The following is a 19,239-nucleotide window of genomic DNA, read 5'->3' as shown; positions in this document are numbered from 1 at the left end:
GCTCATGCCGTCACCGCCGCGGCGCAGACCTTGAACTCCGGCATCCGGCTGGAGGGGTCGAGGGCGTCGTTGGTGAGCTTGTTGGCGCCGACCCAGTGGAACGGTACGAAGACCGTGTCCGGGCGGATCGTGGTCACGATCCGCGCGGGCGCCTTCATCTCGCCGCGCGGGGTGCGTACGACGACGGGGTCGCCGTCATGGGCCCCGACCCGGTCGGCCAGCAGCGGGTGGAGCTCGACGAAGGCGCCCTCATCGGGGAGGTCCTTGATCAGTCGGGTCTGGGCACCGGACTGGTACTGCGCGAGCACCCGGCCGGTGGTCAGGTGGAGCGGGTAGTCGGCGCTCGGCTGCTCGGCCGGGCCACGGTGGGCGACGTCGATGAAGCGGGCGCGGCCGTCGGCGTGGAAGAAGGAGTCGGCGAAGAGGCGCGGGGTGCCCTCGCTCTCCTCCGGGCAGGGCCAGAAGACGCCGTCCTCGTCGCGGATGCGGTCGTAGGTGATGCCGCTGTAGTCGGCCTTGCCGCCCTTCGAGGCGGCGCGGAGCTCGGTGAAGATCTCCTCGGGGTCGGTCGACCAGGTCGAAGCGGCACCGAGGCGGGTGGCGAGACCGGTGATGATGTCCAGGTCGTTCTTGACGCCGTCGGGGGCGCTGATCGCCTGGTTGCGCAGGATGACCCGGCCCTCGAGGTTGGTCATGGTGCCGGTCTCCTCGGCCCACTGGGTCACCGGCAGGACCACGTCCGCCAGCGCGGCGGTCTCGCTCATCACCATGTCGGCGACGACCAGCAGGTCGAGGTCCGCCAGTCGCGACGTGACGTGGGTGGCGTTGGGGGCGGAGACGACGATGTTGGAGCCGAAGACGATGAGGCTCTTGGGGCCGTCGGGGGTGCCGAGCGCGTCGAGGAGCTCGTAGGCGGAGCGGCCCTTGCCGGGGAGGGTCTCGGGGTCGATGCCCCAGACCGCGGCGACGTGCGCCCGGGCGGCGGGGTCGTCGATCATCCGGTAGCCGGGAAGCTGGTCGGCCTTCTGGCCGTGCTCGCGGCCACCTTGGCCGTTGCCCTGGCCGGTCAGGCAGCCGTAGCCGGCGTACGCCTTTCCGGGCATGCCGAGCGCGAGGGCCACGTTGAGCCAGGCCAGGACGGTGGCGGTGCCCTGGGCGTGCTGTTCGGCGCCGCGCGCGGTCAGGACCATCACCTTCCCGGCGCCGGCGAGCAGGTCGGCGAGCTCGCGCAGCTGCGCGGCCTCGACGCCGCTGACCCGCTCGACCATCTCCGGCCACCAGGCGGCCACGGAGCGGCGTACGTCCTCGAAGCCTGTGGTCCGCTCGGCGATGTAGTCCTCGTCCACCGCGCCGGCGGCGTCGAGCAGGTGGAGGACCCCGAGCGCGAGGGGCAGGTCGGTGCCGGGGACCGGCTGGAGGAAGAGGTCGGCGCGCTCGCCGGTCGGGGTCAGCCGCGGGTCGATGACGACGACCTTGCCGCCGTTCTCACGCAGCCGGTCGAGGTGGCGGGCCGCCGGCGGCATCGTCTCGGCGAGGTTGGAGCCGACGAGCACACAGACGTCGGTCTTCTCGATGTCGGCCAGCGGGAACGGCAGACCGCGGTCGACACCGAATGCCTGGTTGCCGGCCGAGGCCGCCGAGGACATGCACCAGCGGCCGTTGTAGTCGATCTGGGAGGTGCCGAGGGCGACCCGGGCGAACTTCCCGAGCTGGTACGCCTTCTCGTTGGTCAGCCCGCCGCCACCGAAGACGGCGTTGGCGTCGGCGCCGTGGGTCTCCCGCAGGTCGGCGAGCTTCGATGCGACCAGGTCGAGGGCCTCGTCCCAGGTCGCCGCGCTCCACTCCCCCGTCGCCCGGTCGCGCACCATCGGCGTGGTGAGCCGCTCACGGCTCCCGCGCAGCCCCGCCGCCGTCCACCCCTTGCGGCACAACGCACCCTCGTTCACCGGGAACGATCTCTCACTGACCTCGAGGCGGGGCCCTTTGCGTGAAAGGGTCATCCCGCACTGCAAGCTGCAGTAAGGACAGTGGGTGTCGGTCACGCGTACTCACACCGTTTCGGGTCGGGGACTGGCGACCTCTACATTCCGGTGTCAAGGTTTCGCGCCGATCGGCTCTCCGTACCCCTTCCGTCAACTTCCGCTCACCGCCTCACAACCCGCCGAGGCGTCCCCCGCGTCGGTCGAGTTGGCATCTCGATGCCAACTCGACCGACGGAAGTGACGTCTCGGCCTGCAGAAGTGACGCCTCGGCGGTCAGGGGGTACGCCGCCGCAGCGTCGCCGAGCCGAGGGCGAGGCCGGCCACGACGAACCCGGCGACGACAGCCAGGTCGGCCCAGACCTCGCTGGTGTCGGTGGAGGTGACCAGGTGGGTCATCGCGTCGACGGCGTACGAGAGCGGCAGGAGGTTGGAGATGGCCTCCAGGACCGCCGGCAGCGACTCGCGCGGTACGAGCAGGCCGCAGAGCAGGATCTGCGGGACCACGATCGCCGGCATGAACTGCACGGCCTGGAACTCGGTGGTGGCGAAGGCCGAGACGAGCAGCCCGAGCGCGGTGCCGAGGACGGCGTCGACGATCGCGACGACCACGAGCAGAGCGACCGAGCCGCTGATCTCCAGCCCGAGCAGACCCACGCTGACCCCGACGGCCACGCCGGACTGGACCGCGGCGAGCAACCCGAACGCCAGCGCGTAGCCCAGCAGGAAGTCGCCCTTGCCCAGCGGCATCGCCAGCAGCCTCTCGAGCGTCCCGGAGGAGCGTTCGCGCAGCGTGGTCACCGAGGTGACCAGGAACATCACGATGAACGGGAAGATCGCCAGCAGGGCCGGACCGATCCGGTCGAAGATCGGCGCGGGCGACTCCTCGTACATCCACCACAGCAGGGTCATCAGCAGGGTCGGGAGGATCACCAGCATCACCAGGGTGCGGTGGTCGCGCCGGATCTGGGCGAGGACCCGCCCGGTCACGGCCAGGGTACGTCGCAGGCTCATCGTGCTGCCGCCTTCACCAGGGTCAGGAAGGCGTGCTCGATGTCGTCGGCGCTCGCCTTCTGCTTGATCTCGGCAGGGCTGCCGTCGGCGAGGAAGGCACCGTCGCGCATCAGCAGCAGCCGGTCACAGCGATCGGCCTCGTCCATCACGTGGCTGGAGACGATGACCGCCGCACCCGCGGCCGCCAGATCGCGGAAGGTGCCCCACAGCTGCTCGCGGAGCACCGGATCGAGCCCGACGGTCGGCTCGTCGAGCACCAGCAGGTCCGGCGACCCGAGCAGCGCGGCGGCGAGCCCGACCCGCGAGCGCTGGCCACCGGAGAGATCGCGTACGACCTGGTCCTTGTGGTCGACGAGGTCGACCGTCTCGATGGCTTCGGAGACCGACGACATCGGCGCACCGAGCACCCGGGTGAAGAACCTCAGGTTCTCGGTGACCGTCAGGTCGTCGTAGACGCTGGCCGCCTGGGTGACGTAGCCGATCCGCGGGCGCAGCGCGGCCGAGCCCGCCGGACGGCCGAGGACGGTGAGGGTCCCGGTGACCTTCGCCTGCACACCGACCATGGCCCGCATCAGCGTCGTCTTGCCGCACCCGGACGGCCCGAGCAGCCCGGTGACCTCACCCGCCCGGATGGAGAAGTCGAGGCCATGGAGGACCTCGCGCTTCCCGCGCACGACTCGGAGACCGGATGCCTCCACCACGTTATTCATCACATGATGAAATGTGGCACGACGGGGCGCAGCACGCAAGAGGACTACGGCAAAGGCCCGGTCAGATAGCCCTGGACCACCGGCGCGTATGTCGCCACCAGCGTGTCCACCGGAGCCGAGGCGAGCGGCTCGATCCGAGCGATGTAGCGCAGCGCGACGAGCCCGATCAGCTGCGAGGCCACCAACGTGATCCGCCGCTCGGGTTCATCGAGCTCGAGTGCCTCGCTGACCGGAGCCAGGATCAGCCGGCCGAAGGCATCCGGCACCAGAGCCTTCCCCTCCGGCTCGAAAGCGTTGCGCATCAACGCCATCAGCGGGAGCCGGGACTCCTCGTCGTCCCAGACGCTCAGCAGGAGACGTACGAGCCGCTCCCCCACGCCGTCGCGGCCCCCGGCGGCGACCACGGGCACGACGTCGCGTGGATCGACCCGCAGCTCCAGCGAGGCGACGAAGAGGTCCTCCTTGGTGCCGAAGTAGTGGTGCACCAGCGCAGAGTCGACCCCGGCGGTGGTCGCGATCCCGCGGACGGAGGTCGCGGCGTACCCCTGCTGCGCGAAGCGCTGCCGAGCCGCCGCCAGGATCGCCGCCCGTGTGTCCGGCGAACCGGGCCTGCGCCCTCGCCGCGGTGCCGTGGAGCTCATGGGAGCACGCTAACCCGACGACGGCAGCTCGGGGCGAGGCTCGGTTCGGCGCAACCAGGCCGCGGGACGGCCGACGAGCCATTCGAGCGGACCCGGACGACCCCACGCGGTGACGAGGGCGCCGATCGTCATCACGACGAGCACGTGGAAGACGTACGTGTCGGGCGTCTCCGGCGGCCAGACGGCATCGGTCATCATCACCACGTGCAGCGTGTAGAGGGTGAGGGTCATCGTGCCGGCGCCGAACAGCACCGCCATCCCGGCGCGCCACCGGTCCGGCAGCCGCAGCGCGATCATCTGGCAGGCGCCGATGACGAACATCGAGGTGCCGATCGTCTGCGCCAGGTCGAACGGGGTGGACGAGTGCGGCGCGACGACCAGCAGCCACTGCCAGCCACCGTCGACCGGCGTCTGCCCGTAGAGACCGTGGCTCATCGCGGTCAGCGCCCCGTCGATGTCCAGCTCCGGATACGTACGCAGCAGCACCTCGGCCACCGACGGCAGCCGGGTCAGCCTCCCCGACAGCCAGGTGGCCGAGACGGAGATGATGACTCCGCTGGTCCAGATCATGTCGACCACCAGCCGATTACGGAGATCGACACGGCCGATGGCCATCCCGATCAGCACGTAGGCCAGCCACGGGACGGCCGGGTAGTAACCGGTGAAGAGCAGCTCGGCGAGCAGCCGGCCCGGCTCCAGCAGCTGGCCCGGATCCGGGCTGGAGAACTGCCGCGGGGGCAGCATCGGCCGGATGACCTGCGACAACAGCGGCCCGACGACGATCCAGAGCACACCGAGCAGCCACAACCACCGCGCCCTCAACCCGAGGAACGGGATGGCGAGCAGGAACAGCACTCCGTAGTAGGTCAGGATGATCGCGATGTTGGTGCCGAGCGACCCGAGCACCAGCCCGAGCGCGGCGATCAGCACAGCCCGCGCGACGAGTCCCAGCGACCGGGATGCGAGCACCTGCCCCCGCACCGGCTCCTGACGTCCGGTCATCAGCGCCAGACTGACCCCGGCGAGCACCGCGAAGAGCGCCGCGGACCGGCCACCGGCGACGGCCTGGATCCTGGTCAGCTCCCCGGAGGCGTCGACCGGGTCGAGCACGTGCGTCGCCATCATCCCCAGCAATGCCAGGCACCGCGCCACGTCGACACCGACGAGACGCGTCGAGAGTCGATCGGACAGCCGATCCGTCAGCGCTGACATCGCCCCCAGAGTAGAGATATCTCACGTACGCCGCGGCTTCACCCACCCACAACACCTGCTTTACCGTGAGAACGATGTCCGTCGATGCCTCCCTGACCCGCCCCTGGGTCGGGCACGATGCCAGCAGCAGCGGCTACCGGCGGATATTGATCGGCCTCTTCGCAGCCGGGATCGCGACCTTCGGGCAGATGTACTCCACCCAGGGCATCCTCCCCACCGTCGCGCACGCGCTCGAGGTCAACGAGGCCTCGGCCGCGCTCACCGTCTCCACCGCGACCCTCGGCCTCGCGGTCAGCGTCCTCGGCTGGTCGTGGGTCGCCGATCGCATCGGCCGGGCGCCGGCGATGAAGATCGCGCTCTCGATGTCGCTCGTCCTCGGCCTGCTCACCCCGCTCGCCCCCGGCTTCACCACACTCCTCGTCCTGCGCAGCCTCGAGGGCCTCGCGCTCGGCGGCGTACCCGCCCTCGCGGTCGCCTATCTGGCCGAAGAGATCCACGTACGCCACGTCAGCCTCGCCGCTGCCATCTACATCTCAGGCACCACCGTCGGCGGCCTCCTCGGCCGGGTCATCACCGGCCCGTTCGCCGACCTCGGCGGCTGGCGCCTGGGCGTCACCGCCGGCGGCGTCCTCTCGGCGATCGCCGCGATCATCGCCATCACCCTGATCCCGCGCGCCCAGGGCTGGGTCCGCCCGGTCGGCAAGCCGACCACGTCCGTACGCGAGGGGGTGCTCGCCAACCTCCGCGACCCGGGCATGCTCGTCCTCTACGGGCAGGCGGCGCTGCTGATGGGCGGGTTCGTGGCGACGTACAACTATCTGGGGTTCCGCCTCGAACGCGAGCCCTTCGGGCTCCCGGTGGCGATCTCGAGCCAGATCTTCTTCGCCTATCTCGGCGGCACCGTCTCCTCGTCGGTCGCGGGCCGGCTGGCCGCCACCCACGGGCGGCGAAAGGTCATGCTGACCTGCGTCGTCATCACGATCGTCGGCGTCGCGATGACCTTCCCCGACAACCTCGCGATGGTCCTGACCGGCCTGTTCGTCCTCACCACCGGCTTCTTCGGCGCCCACGGCGTCGCTTCGGGCTGGGTCGGCGCGCGAGCCCGGGTCGGCAAGGCCCAGGCCAGCGCCCTCTACAACCTCTTCTACTACGGCGGCTCGAGCCTCTTCGGCTGGCTGCTCGGCTATGCGTACGTCGTCGGCTGGTGGGGCGTCGCCACCGCCGTCCTCGTCCTCGCCCTGATCTCGCTCACCTGGTCCTGGCTCGCCGCCCACGACTGACCCTCGCCACTGGTCGAGCCGCCGGAGCCGCTAGCCGGAGGCGTGTCGAGACCAACACGGTCCCTTCACTGCTCGACGTGACCCTGTTGGTCTCGAGCCGGATTCGTTCGTCCCTCACGAATCCGGCTCGACCGACGGGTGAAGTCAGACCTGGAAGTGCTTCCGCGCGAACTCGAGCGACTCGCGGAGGGCCGCGACGCGCTCGGCGCGGGAGTGGGCGCGTCGGGTGCTGATCTCGAGGACGATCTCGCCGTCGAACCCCGTGGCAGCCAGATGGCGCAGGAAGCGGTCGGCACCCATCCGGCCCCGCCCGGGCACGAGATGCTCGTCCTTCGCCGAGCCGGTGCCGTCAGTGAGGTGGATGTGCCGCAGCCGCGACCCGAGCCGCTTCGCCATCTCGATCACGTCGTCGCCAGCGATCGCGGCGTGGGAGAGATCGATGGTGGTGTTGGCGTAGTCCTCGGTCGAGGGGTCCCAGTGAGGTAGGTACATCTGCGTGGCGCGCTTGGCCGCCCGCCACGGGTACATGTTCTCCACCGCGAACCGCAGCCCGGTCGAGCGCTCCAGCGTGGCGATCCCGTCCACGAACCCGGCCGCGTACTCGCGCTGCCAGCGGAACGGCGGATGTACGACGACCACTCCCGCACCGACCTCTACGGCCATCTCGGCCGACCGCTCGAGCTTGCCCCAGGGCTCGAAGCCCCAGACCTGCTGGGTGAACAGCAGGGTCGGCGCGTGGATCGCGACGATGGGTAGGCCGTGGTGCTCGGCGAGCTGCTTGACCGCATGGGTCTGCTGCGACAGCGCGTCGATGCCGACCATGACCTCGACCCCGTCGTATCCCACCTCGGCCGCATAGGCGAAGCCGCGGGCGGTCGACTCGGGGTAGGTCGAGGACGTCGACAGCGAGATCATCGCGGGCCTCCTAGTCGGACCTTCCGGAATCAGAACTTCCGATGAAGGACAGGTGGTCGAGTCGGTCGAGGATCAGACCCTCCCGGAGAGCCCACGGACAGATCTCGAAGGCGGGCACGTCGAAGATGTCGAGGCACGCCTCGGCGACCAGCGCGCCAGGCACGATCTGATGGGCCCGCGACGGGCTGACCCCGGGCAGCTCGGAGAGCTCCTCGAGCGACATCTCCAGCAGCTTCGGGATCCAGTCGCGCAGCTCGGCCAGCCGCAGCTCGCGGCGTACCCGCAGCCCCTCACCGCTCGGCGCGGCACCGCAGATGCGTGCCAGCGAGCGGAACGTCTTCGAGGTCGCCACCGCCATGTCCGGCTGACCGTCGCGCAGTATCTTGCCCGCGTCGTCGGCGATCGAGGCCCGGATCGACCGGCGCAGCTCCCGCAGCTCCTCCTCCGTCGGGCGGTCACCGAAGTAGCTGCGCGCGAGCCGGCCGGCGCCCAGCGGCAGCGACCAGGCGACGTTCGGCTGCTCGTCCAGGCCGGCCGCGATCTCCAGCGAACCGCCGCCGATGTCGAAGACGGCGAGCCGTCCGGCGGACCAGCCGAACCAGCGGCGTACGGCCAGGAAGGTCAGCCGCGCCTCGTCGTCGCCGGGAAGGACCTCGATCTCGACCCCGGTCTCGGCATGTACGCGGTCGAGCACCTGCTGCGAGTTGCCGGCATCGCGCACCGCCGAGGTCGCGAACGCCAGCATCTCCGAGACGCCCTTCTCCTCCCCCACCGCCACCGACTCACGGGTGAACGCGGTCAGCGCCTCGATGCCGTCCTCGGTCACCTCGCCGGCCTCGTCGAGGTGCTCAGCCAGCCGCAACGGCTGCTTGAACGAGTACGCCGGTGACGGGGCCGCCCCGCCGTGGGCGTCGACCACGAGCAGGTGTCCCGTGTTCGATCCGATGTCGAGTACGCCCAGACGCATGGGTCTACGCTACTTCGCCGCGCGCAGGCGGTGTTCCAAAGGTTGCCCTCCGACCGAAATCAGCGGTCGGCGGTGGCCACCGCGCGCTCGGGGCTGGGAGCCGCAGCGGGCACAGCCCCCTCCCCGATCCGGGCGTTGACCAGCCCGGCGAGCACGACCACGAGCGCGGCGGCGGCCGGCAGGGCCAGGGCCGCCTCGGTGCCCCAGCGTTCGGCGACGCCGCCGGTGACGGCGGAGGCCAGGGACTGTCCGAGGATGACCGCGGAGCCGAGCATGGTCATCACGGTGGCCGACCGGCCGACCGGGCTGCGGCGGGCGCCGAGGCCGTACTGGGTGACCAGCGTCGGCCCGATTCCGAGACCGATGACGAGCAGTGCGACGACCATCCCGGTCACCGACGACACGCCCAGCAACGCGAGGGCGCCGGCGAGCATCAGGACGCCGAAGACCAGCCAGCGCGCGGCCGAGGTGAAGCCGACCGGGAAGACGGCGACGCCCAGCGCCAGCGCGGCCGAGCCGACGCCCATCGCGGCGTAGACCAGGCCGGCCTCCTCGGGGCGCCCGTGGTCGGCCATGAACGCGGTCAGCGAGGTGAGCATCGAGCCGAAGAAGAGCCCGACGCCGAGGATGCCGACCACGACGACGACCACGCGCGGACGGGCGAGCTCGCGCACGGAGCCGGCAGCCGGCGTACGGCCGGACGAGGCCTGTGCGGTCGCGGCGCTCGGGTGGAGGGCGAAGGCGGAGACGAAGATCAGGGTGAGCACCGCCGCGGCGACGACCGGCGCCCACGGGTCGACCGTCACGGCGAGGACGCCCGCGACGACGGGACCGACGATGAAGACGATCTCGTCGGCCGCCGACTCGTAGGCCATGGTCGAGTTGATCACCCGCACGCGACGTCCAGGGACGATGCACGCGGAGATGATCGCCATCAGCCGGGAACGCGACAGCGGCGCGATCTGCGGGGCGGTCGCACCGACCAGGAAGGCCACCGCCAGCACGGCCGCGTCGGGCAGCGGGCTGTAGACGACCCAGGCCATCGCGGCCAGCATCGCGCTGCTCGCGGCGCCGACCACCAGCAGCACGCGCCGCTGACCGAACCGGTCGACCGCGGCGCCGAGGAGCGGGCCGCACGACGCGGCTCCGATCCCGACCATCGCGGAGTTCAGACCGCCGAGCGCCAGCGAGTCGCGGCCGGCGACGACCAGCGTCAGCACACCGACGACCATCATCGCGTACGGCATCCGCGCGACCAGCGCGAGTGGGAAGTACGTCCCTCCGACGGCGCGCACCAGACTCTGCTCGCCCTGCACTGACATCTCTTTCGAACCTCCCGCTGCGAACCGCGGCTCTGTGCCGCCTTGGTCCGCCGGCGGGGCCAGCGCGAGGTGATACACACAATGGATACGGAGCGGTGGCTCCGTACCTACAAGTTTACGCCGCCAACCCCGGCCACCCGGAATCGCCGAGATGGGCGCCGGTCAGGGCTCGAGATCGACCACGCCCTTGCCGCTGAGGATGTCGAACGGGACCGAGACCTGGTCGTGCGCGATCCTCCAGGTGCCGTCGATCCTGCGCAGCCCGTAGGTGACCCGGACCCACATACCGGCCGTGGCTACGCCGTTCCTCATCGTCCCGCTGAGACGACCGAAGGCATGCCCGTACGCCGCGTCGCCGCCGATGGTGAGCGCCAGGTCCCGCAGCTCGTAGTCCACGGTCTCGAAGACCTCGAAGACCCTCGTCCAGTTGGCGAGCTTCGCCTCGATCCCGACGTGCTGGAGCGGCGGTTCGACGTCGAAGGAGACGACATCGGAGACGTACGGCTCTCGCAGGGCGTCGAGGTCCTTGGCCCGCAGTCCTTCGACGACCTTCTCGATCTGCCGCCGGATCGCGACCTCTTCGTGCGCACTCATGACCGACCTGCCTCGGCCCCGACCAGACTGTCCTCGCGCAGCGGCGCGAGCGCGGCGCTCCACGAGACGACCTGATCCAGCATCGCGGTCAGCGCGGCCGCGTGACGTTCCCCGGGCACGAAGGTGGTGTGGTTCTCGAAGTCGGTGAACAAGGAGAGCTCCACCGGGCGGCTCACGTCGGCCATGCCCAGCGTCCCGCAGACCGTACGCAGCTGGGCGACCGACCGAGCGCCACCGCTGACTCCGTACGAGACGAAGCCGACCGCCTTGTTCGTCCACTCCGCACAGGCGTGGTCGATGGCGTTCTTCAAGACCCCGGGCATACCGCCGTTGTACTCCGGCGTCACGATCACGAACCCGTCGAACGGGGCGATCCGCGCGGCCCAGTCGCGGGTGTGCTGGTTGGCCGACGGCCCGAACATCGGCGGCACCGGCTCGTCCAGGTGCGGGAGCGGGTGGTCAAGCAGATCGATCAGCTCGAAGGTCGCGTCGTCGCGGTGCGATGCCCGATCATGGACCCACTGGGCGACCTGTGGGCCGTTGCGGTTGGGGCGGGTGCTGCCGAGGATGATGCCGATGCTGATCATGTCCGGACTCCTTGTTCTCCGTGATGGGTCTGCTGCCCCTCCGACGAAGGAGACGTACGGAATGTCAGGCGGTCTCACAGATCGGGTCGCTGTTTCGTCGGATCGGTTGTAGACCTGCAGACGAAGGAGCCGCCATGACCGACCCGCACTTCGCCGAGGTGATCAGCGAGCGCCGCCAGCTGATCAATCTCGCCTACCGCCTGCTCGGCTCGCTCGCCGAGGCCGAGGACGTGGCGCAGGAGACCTACACCCGCTGGTACGCCCTGTCCGAGCAGCAACGCGAGGCGATCGCCTCTCCCGGCGCCTGGATGACGACGGTCGCCAGCCGGATCTGCCTGGATCTGCTCGGCTCCGCAAGGGCCCGGCGGGAGCACTACGTGGGCGACTGGATCCCGGAGCCGGTGCCCGGCGGCTGGCTCGACGGCACCGAGTCGGCCCCGGCCGACCCCGCGGACCGGGTCACCCTCGACGAGTCGATCAGCATGGCCTTCCTGGTGGTGCTGGACTCGATGACCCCCGCCGAGCGGGTCTCCTTCGTCCTGCACGACATCTTCCGCTACACGTTCGCCGAGATCGCCGACGTCGTCGGACGCACCCCGGCGGCCTGCCGTCAGCTCGCCTCCAGCGCCCGCCGCCGCATCGACACCTCCCGGGACCCGTCGACCACCGAGCGCGCCGACCTGGTCCGCGGCTTCAAGCAGGCCTGGGAGTCCCGCGACATCGAGGCCCTCGTCGGGCTGCTCGATCCTCAAGCGATCGCCACCGCCGACGGCGGCGGCCTGGCCCTGGCCTTCCTCGAACCGATCAGCGGCGCCGAGCAGATCGCCGGCGCCTGGATGGACATCGCCGCCCGCGGCCCGGCGGTGACCCTGCGCGAATGCTCGGTCAACGGCCAACCCGGCTTGGTCGGAGAGCTGGACGGCGCCACCGTCTCCGTCTACGCCTTCGACGTCGCCGACGGCCGCATCACCCGCATCTGGGCCGTACGCAACCCCGAGAAGCTGCGTCCGTGGAGCGCTCGGTGAAGCGTCGGACATAGATCGACCGCGTAGGCTTGGCAGGTGCCTGAGGTACCCCTGGATTTCCCGCGTGCGTGGGTGGAGTTCGTGAACCCCGACGACCCGGACGAGCGGATGCGCTGCGACCTGACCTGGTTGACGTCGGCGTACTCGTGCATCTTCGGCAACGGCTGCCCGGGGATGTTCAAGAGCTCGCCGGACGTGGGGTGCTGCACGCTGGGGGCGCACTTCGCCGACGAGGAGGACGAGGCCCGGACGGCTGAGTTCGTGCGGAAGCTGACCCCTGACCTGTGGGAGCAGCACCCGGGGCGTGAGGTGAAGACCGACGACTGGGTCGAGCTCGACGACGAAGGCGAGCGGAAGACCCGGGTAACGGAGTTTCGCGGCCAGGAGTCGTGCGTCCTGGCCAACCGACCGGACTTCGCCGGCGGATCGGGGTGCGCGCTCCACATCCTGGCCGCGGCCGAGGGGCGCGAGCACTTCGAGACGAAGCCGGACGTGTGCTGGCAGCTGCCGATCCGGCGTACGTTCCGCGATGTCGAGCTGACCGACGGGACGACCTACACCGAGGTGACGATCACCGAGTACGACCGGCGCGGCTGGGGTCCGGGCGGCCACGACCTGGACTGGTACTGCTCCGGCAACACCGAGGCACACGTCGCCGTCGAGCCCGTCTACCTCACCAACCAGGCCGAGCTGACAGAGCTGATGGGCAAGGCGGCGTACGCCGAGCTCGTCCGTCACTGCGAGGCACACGTCCGGTCGAGGTCCGCGCTGGCGCTCCATCCCGCCAGCCCGCGCTGAGCGGTGCTGAACCCCAGGGTGTATCTCGACATCAAGAGATAGTGACCCTGGATTGGTCTCTCTCTCAGCGAGAGTTCAGAATCGTTACATGCGCCTGGACCATGTTTCGTACGCTGCAGGACCCGATGGCTTGGTACAGACCGCCAAGCAGCTCGGTGAGCTGCTCGGCCAGGAGTTCGTCGACGGCGGCGTCCACCCCCGCTTCGGCACCCGCAACTACATCCTCCCGATGCGCGGCGGCCTCTACCTCGAGGTCGTCGAGGCACTCGAGCACCCGGCCAGCGACAAGGCCCCGTTCGGACAGGCCGTCAAGGCCCGCTCCGCTCTCGGCGGCGGCTGGATCGGCTTCGTGGTCGGCGTCGACGACATGACCCCGATCGAGGAGCGGCTCGGCCGCAAGGCGGTTCCCGGCAACCGTCACCTCCCCGACGGCCGCGAGCTCCACTGGCAGCAGATCGGCATCAACGGCCTGATCGCCGACCCGCAGCTGCCCTACTTCATCAAGTGGGAGACCCCCGACCTCCACCCCGGCAACGCCGGCTCCGACATCACCCTCACGTGCCTGGAGATCTCCGGCGACCCCGAGCGGGTCAAGGACTACCTCGGTGACGAGCTGAAGGAACGCGTCGACCCGTGGACTGGCAAGCCCGCCGAGAACGTCCACATCGACTGGGTCGCCGAGCACGGCACCCCCGGCCTCCTGGCCGCGCAGTTCGTCACCCCCCGCGGCGAGGTCCGGATCTGACCAGGCTCGACCTGCCGGGGGCGACGGGAGCGATCCCGTCCCCCAACATCTGGAACCACACCGCGACGTACGAGATCGAGAACCGTGCGCTCGACCCGCACGGTCGGCTCTGGACGGCCATGGCCGAGACCGGACCCTGGGCGGGGCGCGACGTCCTCGACCTGGGCTGCGGGACCGGTTTCTACCTGCCGAAGTTCGCCGAGACCGCCCGCACCGCCACCGGCATCGAGCCCCATCCGGATCTCGTGACGTTGGCCAGGCGGCGTACGAAGCGACTCTCGAACGTCACCGTCCACAACGGGATCGCGCAGCGGCTGCCGCTGCCGCCGGCATCCGTCGACGTCATGCACGCCCGCTGGGCCTACTTCTTCGGCCCTGGGTCCGAGCCGGGGCTCGGTGAGCTCGACCGGGTGATGCGCCGTGGCGGCGTGGCGATGGTGATCGACAACGACGGCTCCCGGTCGAGCTTCGGTGCGTGGTTCCGCCGCGGCTACCCGAAGGTCCCACCGCCGGAGGAGCAGGAACGGTTCTGGTCGAGGCACGGCTGGACGCGCCTCCCCGTCGACATGGACTGGTCCTTCGGCTCGCGCGCGGACCTGGAGGCGGTCGTACGCATCGAGTTCGACGCCACCACCGCGGCCGCGATCCTGGAAGAACACCAGGGGACGTATGTCGACTACGCGGTGAATCTCTGGTGGAAGCGTTTCTGAATCACCGCACGCGGCCGTGGAAAAAGCGTGACCATTGAGGCTCCCCCCAAGGAAAGGAGTTTCACCATGCACCATTTCCCACGTCTCGGGCGTCGGCTCGGCACGGTCATTGGCACCCTCCTTCTCACGGTCGCGGCGTCCCTCGCCGCGGTCAGCGTCACGGCCGCGCCGGCTCACGCCGACGCCTGCTACACCTGGAGCGGCACCCTGCAGCAGGGGTCCTCGGGCGGCGCGGTCACCCAGCTGCAGATCCGGGTCGCCGGATGGGCAGCCTCCGGCACGGTTTTCTCGATCGACGGGTCCTACGGCCCGGCGACGACGACCGCGGTCCGCAACTTCCAGGCCGCCTACGGGCTCTCCGCCGACGGCGTCGCCGGCGCGAACACGTTCAACAAGATCTACGCGCTCCAGGACGACGACTGCACGCCGGTCCACTTCGCGTGGAGCGAGGTCGACGACGTCTGCTACGGAGGCTGGCCGACGCCGATCTCCGGAGTGACGGTCGCGCAGGTCAAGGCCAACCTGATGCAGGCGATGTGGCGAGCCGAGGCGATCCGGCACCGGCTCGGCGACAACCCGCTGCGGGTGACCTCGGCCTACCGCTCGAGAGCGTGCAACGACGCCGTCGGCGGCGCCTCCAACAGCAATCACCTCTACGGCCGAGCCATGGATCTGGTGCCCGGGAGCAGCGCGACAACCATGTGCGGCATCGCGCGTGCCTCACGCCAGTCGTTCCCGCAGGTGCTCGGGCCGGGCTACCCCGACCACAGCGACCACATCCACCTCGGCATCCAGTCGAGCGTCTTCCACAGCGCCTCGCAGTGCTTCTGATCCTCTCAGGGTGACTCGGTGAGCTGGTCGGGATCGGCATCGGTCCCGACCAGCTCGCGGAGCTTGTCGTTGACGTCCCAGATCCCGACGTTCATCCCGGCGGTCACGGTCGCACCGCGCCGCCAGTAGGCGATGAACTCGTCACCGTCGGTGTTGCCGCGGAGCAGCACCTCGTCCTCGGGCGCGGAGCGGCCGACGTACTCCATCGAGAACTCGAACTGGTCGGTGAAGAAGTAGGGCTGCCAGTCGTAGGCGCCGCCCTTGCCCAGCATCGACCGGGCCGCCAGCCGGCCCTGCCGGATCGCGTTGTCCCAGTGCTCGACCCGCAGCGGGCCGTGCACGGTGTGCTTCGCGAGCGCGGCATCGCCTGCGGCGAAGACCCGAGGATCAGACGTACGCAGCCCCTCGTCGACCGCGATGCCATCACCGACCTCGAGGCCGGCGTCAGCGGCCAGCGCCGTGGCCGGTGCCGCTCCGACGGCGACGAGGATGATGTCGGCGGGGATCTCGCCGGCGCTGGTGCGTACGACTCCCGGCTCGATCGCCTCGACGGTCGTCCCGGTGTGGATCTCGACGCCGTGACGGGTGTGGAGGTCGGCGACGTGCTCGGCGAGCACCGGTCCGAGGACGTTGAGGAGCGGCTGCGCGGCCGCCTCGAGCACGACCGCCTTCCCGCCGAGCGCGGTCACCGACGCCGCGACCTCGAGCCCGATCCAGCCGCCGCCGACCGTGACGACCCTGGTGCCGGGCTCGATCGCGTCCTTGAGGCGGCGGGCGTCGTCGACGGTGCGGAGCGTCGTCGCGTGCTCGATGCCGGGGATCGGCGGCGTCTTCGGCTCGGCGCCGGTGGCCAGGAGCAGAGTGCCGAAGGGCAGCTGCTCGCCGTTGTCGAGCGTGACGGTCCCGTTGTCCAGATCCAGGGCGGTCGCGGTGGTGCCGGTGAGGACGGTGACGTCCTTCTCGGCGTACCACGCCTCGTCGTGGAAGAGCTTGAACTCCTTGGCGCCGGCCAGGAAGTCCTTGGAGAGCTGTGGCCGCTCGTAGGGCAGCTCCGGTTCCTTCCCGACCAGGGTCAGGCGGCCGGCGTACCCCTCGTCACGAAGGGTTTCGATGGCGCTGACCGCTGCGAGACCAGCACCGATGACGACGATGTCCTCAGTTCCCATGACGCCATCGTCGCTCGGAAGCGGTGAACTAAGAAGACCCTCGAACGGTCAGGGCGGGTTTCAGCATCACGCCGGGCGCGGCGTAGGACGGGGTGGCCAGCAGTTCCTCGAGCGCCTTGACCAGCTCGCGCGCGGCCTCCTCCAGCGGAGGACGTACGGAGGTGATGCCCGGCGGCACCGTCTGAGCGACCTGGGAGTCATCGAAGCCGACGACCGCGATGTCCTCCCCGAGCCGCAGCCGCCGCTCGAAGAGCGCGTGGAGCACACCCATCGCGAGCGTGTCGGAGGCGCAGACGAGCGCGGTGGGCTCGGTCTCATCGAGGATCGCGTCGGCGGCGGCCTTGCCCGAGCTGATCGAGTCCTCGGTGCGCGAGGCCAGTCCGGTGGTCGAGAGGCCGTGGGTGTGCATCGCGTGGATCCAGCCGCTTCGTCTCTCCTCACCCAGGAGCGAGTCCTTGTGCCAGCCGATCCAGGCGATCTTGGAGTGACCGCGCTCGATCAGGTGCTCGGTGGCGATCTCGGCACCGTAGGCGAGGTCGACGTCGACCCAGGGATGCTTCGCGTCGGGCTGGGTCCACGGGCGCCCGAAGGAGACGAAACGCGCCCGGCGCGACTGCAGCCAGGTCGTCTGCTGACCGCCGAGGTGGGTGTCGGTCACGACGAACGCGTCGACCGCGGTCGACCTGAGCAGCTCGTCGTAGCCGTCGAGCGGGTCGGCGGGGTCACCGTAGAAGAGGAGCACGTGGTAGCCGGTCTCGGCCGCGGCCTCGACGAAGCTGTGCACGAACCGGTCCATCATCGCGTTGGCCGTGCCCTCCTGGAGGGCTGGCATCCGCAGGCCGATCAGGTGGCTCGCTCGCGTGCGCAGGCTGCGCGCGGCGCGGTTGGGCTGATAGCCGAGCTTGTCGATCGCGTCCTGCACCCTGGCCAGGGTGTCGGCGCGCAGCAGATCGGGGTTGTTGACCGCGTTGGAGACCGTCTGCCGGGACACGCCGGCCAGCTCCGCGACGTCCGCCAGGGTCGGCGGAGCGGCCGAGATATGACCGCCGGAACGCGGCACCGCCACGCTCTGCCTCCCTTGATGCCGATGTGGAACTCTGGATCGTTCCAAGCCATGGTAACGAAGGCTGACCCGTCCCGATGCGTTCGCCCCTATGTCGGTCTCGACCCGCTTCGCGGGTTCGCAAGCTCACCCGCTGCGCTCGCTCGACCTTCTCGCGTTGCGCCGCCGCTCGTACCTCGCGGCGACGCAGGCTCGAATGTCGGTGGTGTGCTCTAAGTTGCTGGGCATGGCTACCGCTCGCTCGTCCAAACGCGCCACCTACCGCTGCTCCGAGTGTGGCTGGGAGACCGCGAAGTGGGTCGGTCGCTGCGGCGAGTGCCAGGCATGGGGGTCGGTCGCCGAGGCGGCCGCCCCGATCGGACGTACGCAGGCGACCCCCGTCTCAACCGCGGCGGTGCCGATCGGGACGGTGTCGGTGACCGAGTCGGAGCGGCGTACGTCGGGAGTGCCGGAGCTCGACCGGGTCCTCGGCGGCGGGCTGGTGCCGGGCGCCGCGATCCTGCTGGCCGGCGAGCCGGGCGTCGGGAAGTCGACGCTGCTGCTCGAGGTGGCGGCGCAGACGGCGCGCTACGGACGCCGCGCGCTGTACGTGACCGGTGAGGAGTCCGCCTCGCAGGTGCGGCTGCGGGCCGACCGGACCAACGCGATCCAGGACGAGCTCTACCTCGCCGCCGAGACCGATCTCGGTGCCGTGCTGACCCACATCGAGGAGAGCCGGCCCGAGCTGATCGTTGTCGACTCGGTGCAGACCATCGGCGCCTCCGGGGTCGAGGGCGTTCCCGGTGGGGTGACCCAGGTGCGCGAGGTGGCGGCGGCCCTGATCCGGGTGGCCAAGACCCGCAACATCACGACCGTCGTGGTCGGCCACGTGACGAAGGACGGAGCGATCGCCGGACCGCGGGTGCTGGAGCATCTGGTCGACGTGGTCCTCCACTTCGAGGGCGCGCGCGACTCACGGTTCCGGATGGTGCGGGCGATGAAGAACCGCTTCGGCCCGGTCGACGAGGTGGGCTGCTTCGACCTGTCCTCGGAAGGCATCGTGGCGGTCACCGACCCGTCCGGCCTGTTCGTGGAGACCCATCACGTCTCGGTCCCCGGCACGTGCGTCACCGTGACGATGGAGGGTCGCCGGCCGCTGCTCGCCGAGATCCAGGCGCTGACCGTGCTGGGCGCGGAGGAGCGGGCGAAGCGTACGACCTCCGGGTTGGACGGCTCCCGACTCGCGATGATCCTCGCCGTCCTGCAGCGCCACGCGAGGGTCGGTCTCTCCGGTCGCGACGTGTTCGCCTCGACCGTCGGCGGGGCCCGGATCAGCGACCCGGCCGCCGACCTGGCGCTGGCGCTCGCGGTCGCGTCGAGCCACACCGGCACGCCGACGCCGCGCGGAGTGGTGGCGCTCGGCGAGATCGGTCTCGCCGGCGAGCTGCGCCGGGTGCGCGATCTCGACCAGCGGCTCTCCGAAGCGGCACGGCTCGGGTTCACCGTGGCCGTCGTTCCGGCCGATCCTGGAGCGCCGGTGCCCAACCGTCCCAATGAGCGTGAAGTCGACGGGATGCGTGTCTTTGAGGTGCACAGCATCAGTGGTGCGCTGGAATTCCTCCGCTTGGTGTGATCGGCTTGGTGACTCGTGGCCGAACGTTCTCGGCATTACGGTTGGATCCACGGTTAGAATCGCCCCAT

19 protein-coding genes are annotated in these 19,239 nt (G+C 70.2%); 7 read left to right on the top strand and 12 right to left on the bottom strand.

Annotated elements, in window-relative coordinates; translation table 11 throughout:
• Positions 1-2 precede the first annotated feature (2 nt).
• The 5 genes from ABZY89_RS00970 to ABZY89_RS00950 form a co-directional block, all read right to left on the bottom strand.
• Complete coding sequence (locus tag ABZY89_RS00970; RefSeq protein ID WP_355223909.1) at positions 3-2,042, bottom strand: molybdopterin oxidoreductase family protein; 2,040 nt, start codon at positions 2,040-2,042, stop codon at positions 3-5.
• Between the two features lie 213 nt (positions 2,043-2,255).
• Positions 2,256-2,993 (bottom strand): ABC transporter permease, encoded by a 738-nt coding sequence (locus ABZY89_RS00965; protein ID WP_355223907.1) that lies wholly within the window; start codon positions 2,991-2,993, stop codon positions 2,256-2,258.
• Positions 2,990-3,703: a heme ABC exporter ATP-binding protein CcmA gene (gene ccmA, locus ABZY89_RS00960; RefSeq protein WP_355223906.1), complete on the bottom strand. Its 714-nt coding sequence runs from the start codon at positions 3,701-3,703 to the stop codon at positions 2,990-2,992. Before ccmA ends, ABZY89_RS00965 begins: the two co-directional genes overlap by 4 nt.
• A 44-nt stretch (positions 3,704-3,747) precedes the next feature.
• Positions 3,748-4,344 (bottom strand): TetR family transcriptional regulator, encoded by a 597-nt coding sequence (locus ABZY89_RS00955; protein WP_355223904.1) that lies wholly within the window; start codon positions 4,342-4,344, stop codon positions 3,748-3,750.
• Between the two features lie 9 nt (positions 4,345-4,353).
• Positions 4,354-5,556 (bottom strand): heparan-alpha-glucosaminide N-acetyltransferase domain-containing protein, encoded by a 1,203-nt coding sequence (locus ABZY89_RS00950; protein ID WP_355223902.1) that lies wholly within the window; start codon positions 5,554-5,556, stop codon positions 4,354-4,356.
• Between the two features lie 74 nt (positions 5,557-5,630).
• Here ABZY89_RS00950 and ABZY89_RS00945 point away from each other — a divergent pair, with 74 nt between their 5' ends.
• The gene (locus ABZY89_RS00945) at positions 5,631-6,836 is read left to right on the top strand and encodes an MFS transporter (RefSeq protein ID WP_355223901.1); all 1,206 of its coding nucleotides are present in this window, start codon (positions 5,631-5,633) and stop codon (positions 6,834-6,836) included.
• A gap of 144 nt (positions 6,837-6,980) precedes the next feature.
• Here the strand turns inward: ABZY89_RS00945 and ABZY89_RS00940 are convergent, their stop codons facing one another.
• The 5 genes from ABZY89_RS00940 to ABZY89_RS00920 all read right to left on the bottom strand — a co-directional run bounded on the left by ABZY89_RS00940 (position 6,981) and on the right by ABZY89_RS00920 (position 11,221).
• Entirely contained in the window at positions 6,981-7,751 is a 771-nt protein-coding gene (locus ABZY89_RS00940) for a sugar phosphate isomerase/epimerase (RefSeq protein ID WP_355223899.1), read from the bottom strand.
• A 10-nt stretch (positions 7,752-7,761) separates the two neighbouring features.
• A complete protein-coding gene (locus tag ABZY89_RS00935) occupies positions 7,762-8,718 on the bottom strand; it encodes a Ppx/GppA phosphatase family protein (protein WP_355223898.1) in 957 nt (318 codons plus the stop codon).
• A gap of 59 nt (positions 8,719-8,777) precedes the next feature.
• The gene (locus ABZY89_RS00930) at positions 8,778-10,040 is read right to left on the bottom strand and encodes an MFS transporter (RefSeq protein ID WP_355223896.1); all 1,263 of its coding nucleotides are present in this window, start codon (positions 10,038-10,040) and stop codon (positions 8,778-8,780) included.
• Between the two features lie 162 nt (positions 10,041-10,202).
• Positions 10,203-10,634, bottom strand: coding sequence for a nuclear transport factor 2 family protein (locus ABZY89_RS00925; RefSeq protein WP_355223895.1), 432 nt, complete (start codon positions 10,632-10,634; stop codon positions 10,203-10,205).
• A complete protein-coding gene (locus tag ABZY89_RS00920) occupies positions 10,631-11,221 on the bottom strand; it encodes an NAD(P)H-dependent oxidoreductase (protein WP_355223893.1) in 591 nt (196 codons plus the stop codon). The genes ABZY89_RS00925 and ABZY89_RS00920 overlap by 4 nt, the downstream gene beginning before the upstream one ends.
• A 134-nt stretch (positions 11,222-11,355) precedes the next feature.
• Between ABZY89_RS00920 and sigJ the strand changes: the two genes are divergently transcribed.
• The 5 genes from sigJ to ABZY89_RS00895 all read left to right on the top strand — a co-directional run bounded on the left by sigJ (position 11,356) and on the right by ABZY89_RS00895 (position 15,330).
• A complete protein-coding gene (gene sigJ / locus ABZY89_RS00915; RefSeq protein ID WP_355223891.1) occupies positions 11,356-12,246 on the top strand; it encodes an RNA polymerase sigma factor SigJ in 891 nt (296 codons plus the stop codon).
• Positions 12,247-12,282: 36 nt separating this feature from the next.
• Entirely contained in the window at positions 12,283-13,044 is a 762-nt protein-coding gene (locus ABZY89_RS00910; protein ID WP_355223889.1) for a hypothetical protein, read from the top strand.
• A gap of 88 nt (positions 13,045-13,132) precedes the next feature.
• Positions 13,133-13,789, top strand: coding sequence for a VOC family protein (locus ABZY89_RS00905; protein WP_355017503.1), 657 nt, complete (start codon positions 13,133-13,135; stop codon positions 13,787-13,789).
• Between the two features lie 119 nt (positions 13,790-13,908).
• The gene (locus ABZY89_RS00900; protein ID WP_355223887.1) at positions 13,909-14,499 is read left to right on the top strand and encodes a class I SAM-dependent methyltransferase; all 591 of its coding nucleotides are present in this window, start codon (positions 13,909-13,911) and stop codon (positions 14,497-14,499) included.
• Between the two features lie 66 nt (positions 14,500-14,565).
• Positions 14,566-15,330 (top strand): M15 family metallopeptidase, encoded by a 765-nt coding sequence (locus ABZY89_RS00895; protein ID WP_355223885.1) that lies wholly within the window; start codon positions 14,566-14,568, stop codon positions 15,328-15,330.
• 5 nt (positions 15,331-15,335) lie between these two features.
• Here the strand turns inward: ABZY89_RS00895 and ABZY89_RS00890 are convergent, their stop codons facing one another.
• A complete protein-coding gene (locus tag ABZY89_RS00890; RefSeq protein WP_355223883.1) occupies positions 15,336-16,496 on the bottom strand; it encodes an FAD-dependent oxidoreductase in 1,161 nt (386 codons plus the stop codon).
• A gap of 28 nt (positions 16,497-16,524) precedes the next feature.
• A complete protein-coding gene (locus tag ABZY89_RS00885) occupies positions 16,525-17,562 on the bottom strand; it encodes a LacI family DNA-binding transcriptional regulator (RefSeq protein WP_084100324.1) in 1,038 nt (345 codons plus the stop codon).
• 223 nt (positions 17,563-17,785) lie between these two features.
• Between ABZY89_RS00885 and radA the strand changes: the two genes are divergently transcribed.
• Positions 17,786-19,171 carry a DNA repair protein RadA gene (radA, locus tag ABZY89_RS00880; protein ID WP_350660180.1) on the top strand — a complete coding sequence of 462 codons (1,386 nt, stop codon included), beginning with the start codon at positions 17,786-17,788 and terminating at the stop codon, positions 19,169-19,171.
• The last annotated feature ends 68 nt before the right edge of the window (positions 19,172-19,239 follow it).

The sequence above is a fragment of the Nocardioides sp. NPDC006303 genome, assembly GCF_040613175.1.
Classification (GTDB): Bacteria; Actinomycetota; Actinomycetes; order Propionibacteriales; family Nocardioidaceae; genus Nocardioides.
The sequence above is the reverse complement of the archived record's forward strand: the minus strand, read 5'-3'. Positions and strand labels throughout refer to the sequence as shown.

Bases quoted from the DNA above. Each gene is read 5' to 3' on its own strand.
- ABZY89_RS00945 (WP_355223901.1), top strand. From the start codon at position 5,631: ATGTCCGTCGATGCCTCCCTGACCCGCCCCTGGGTCGGGCACGATGCC.
- ABZY89_RS00955 (WP_355223904.1), bottom strand. From the start codon at position 4,344: ATGAGCTCCACGGCACCGCGGCGAGGGCGCAGGCCCGGTTCGCCGGAC.
- ABZY89_RS00925 (WP_355223895.1), bottom strand. From the start codon at position 10,634: ATGAGTGCGCACGAAGAGGTCGCGATCCGGCGGCAGATCGAGAAGGTC.
- ABZY89_RS00950 (WP_355223902.1), bottom strand. From the start codon at position 5,556: ATGTCAGCGCTGACGGATCGGCTGTCCGATCGACTCTCGACGCGTCTC.
- sigJ (WP_355223891.1), top strand. From the start codon at position 11,356: ATGACCGACCCGCACTTCGCCGAGGTGATCAGCGAGCGCCGCCAGCTG.
- ABZY89_RS00890 (WP_355223883.1), bottom strand. From the start codon at position 16,496: ATGGGAACTGAGGACATCGTCGTCATCGGTGCTGGTCTCGCAGCGGTC.
- ABZY89_RS00935 (WP_355223898.1), bottom strand. From the start codon at position 8,718: ATGCGTCTGGGCGTACTCGACATCGGATCGAACACGGGACACCTGCTC.
- ABZY89_RS00900 (WP_355223887.1), top strand. From the start codon at position 13,909: ATGGCCGAGACCGGACCCTGGGCGGGGCGCGACGTCCTCGACCTGGGC.
- radA (WP_350660180.1), top strand. From the start codon at position 17,786: ATGGCTACCGCTCGCTCGTCCAAACGCGCCACCTACCGCTGCTCCGAG.
- ABZY89_RS00940 (WP_355223899.1), bottom strand. From the start codon at position 7,751: ATGATCTCGCTGTCGACGTCCTCGACCTACCCCGAGTCGACCGCCCGC.
- ABZY89_RS00895 (WP_355223885.1), top strand. From the start codon at position 14,566: ATGCACCATTTCCCACGTCTCGGGCGTCGGCTCGGCACGGTCATTGGC.
- ABZY89_RS00930 (WP_355223896.1), bottom strand. From the start codon at position 10,040: ATGTCAGTGCAGGGCGAGCAGAGTCTGGTGCGCGCCGTCGGAGGGACG.
- ABZY89_RS00920 (WP_355223893.1), bottom strand. From the start codon at position 11,221: ATGATCAGCATCGGCATCATCCTCGGCAGCACCCGCCCCAACCGCAAC.
- ccmA (WP_355223906.1), bottom strand. From the start codon at position 3,703: ATGAATAACGTGGTGGAGGCATCCGGTCTCCGAGTCGTGCGCGGGAAG.
- ABZY89_RS00905 (WP_355017503.1), top strand. From the start codon at position 13,133: ATGCGCCTGGACCATGTTTCGTACGCTGCAGGACCCGATGGCTTGGTA.
- ABZY89_RS00965 (WP_355223907.1), bottom strand. From the start codon at position 2,993: ATGAGCCTGCGACGTACCCTGGCCGTGACCGGGCGGGTCCTCGCCCAG.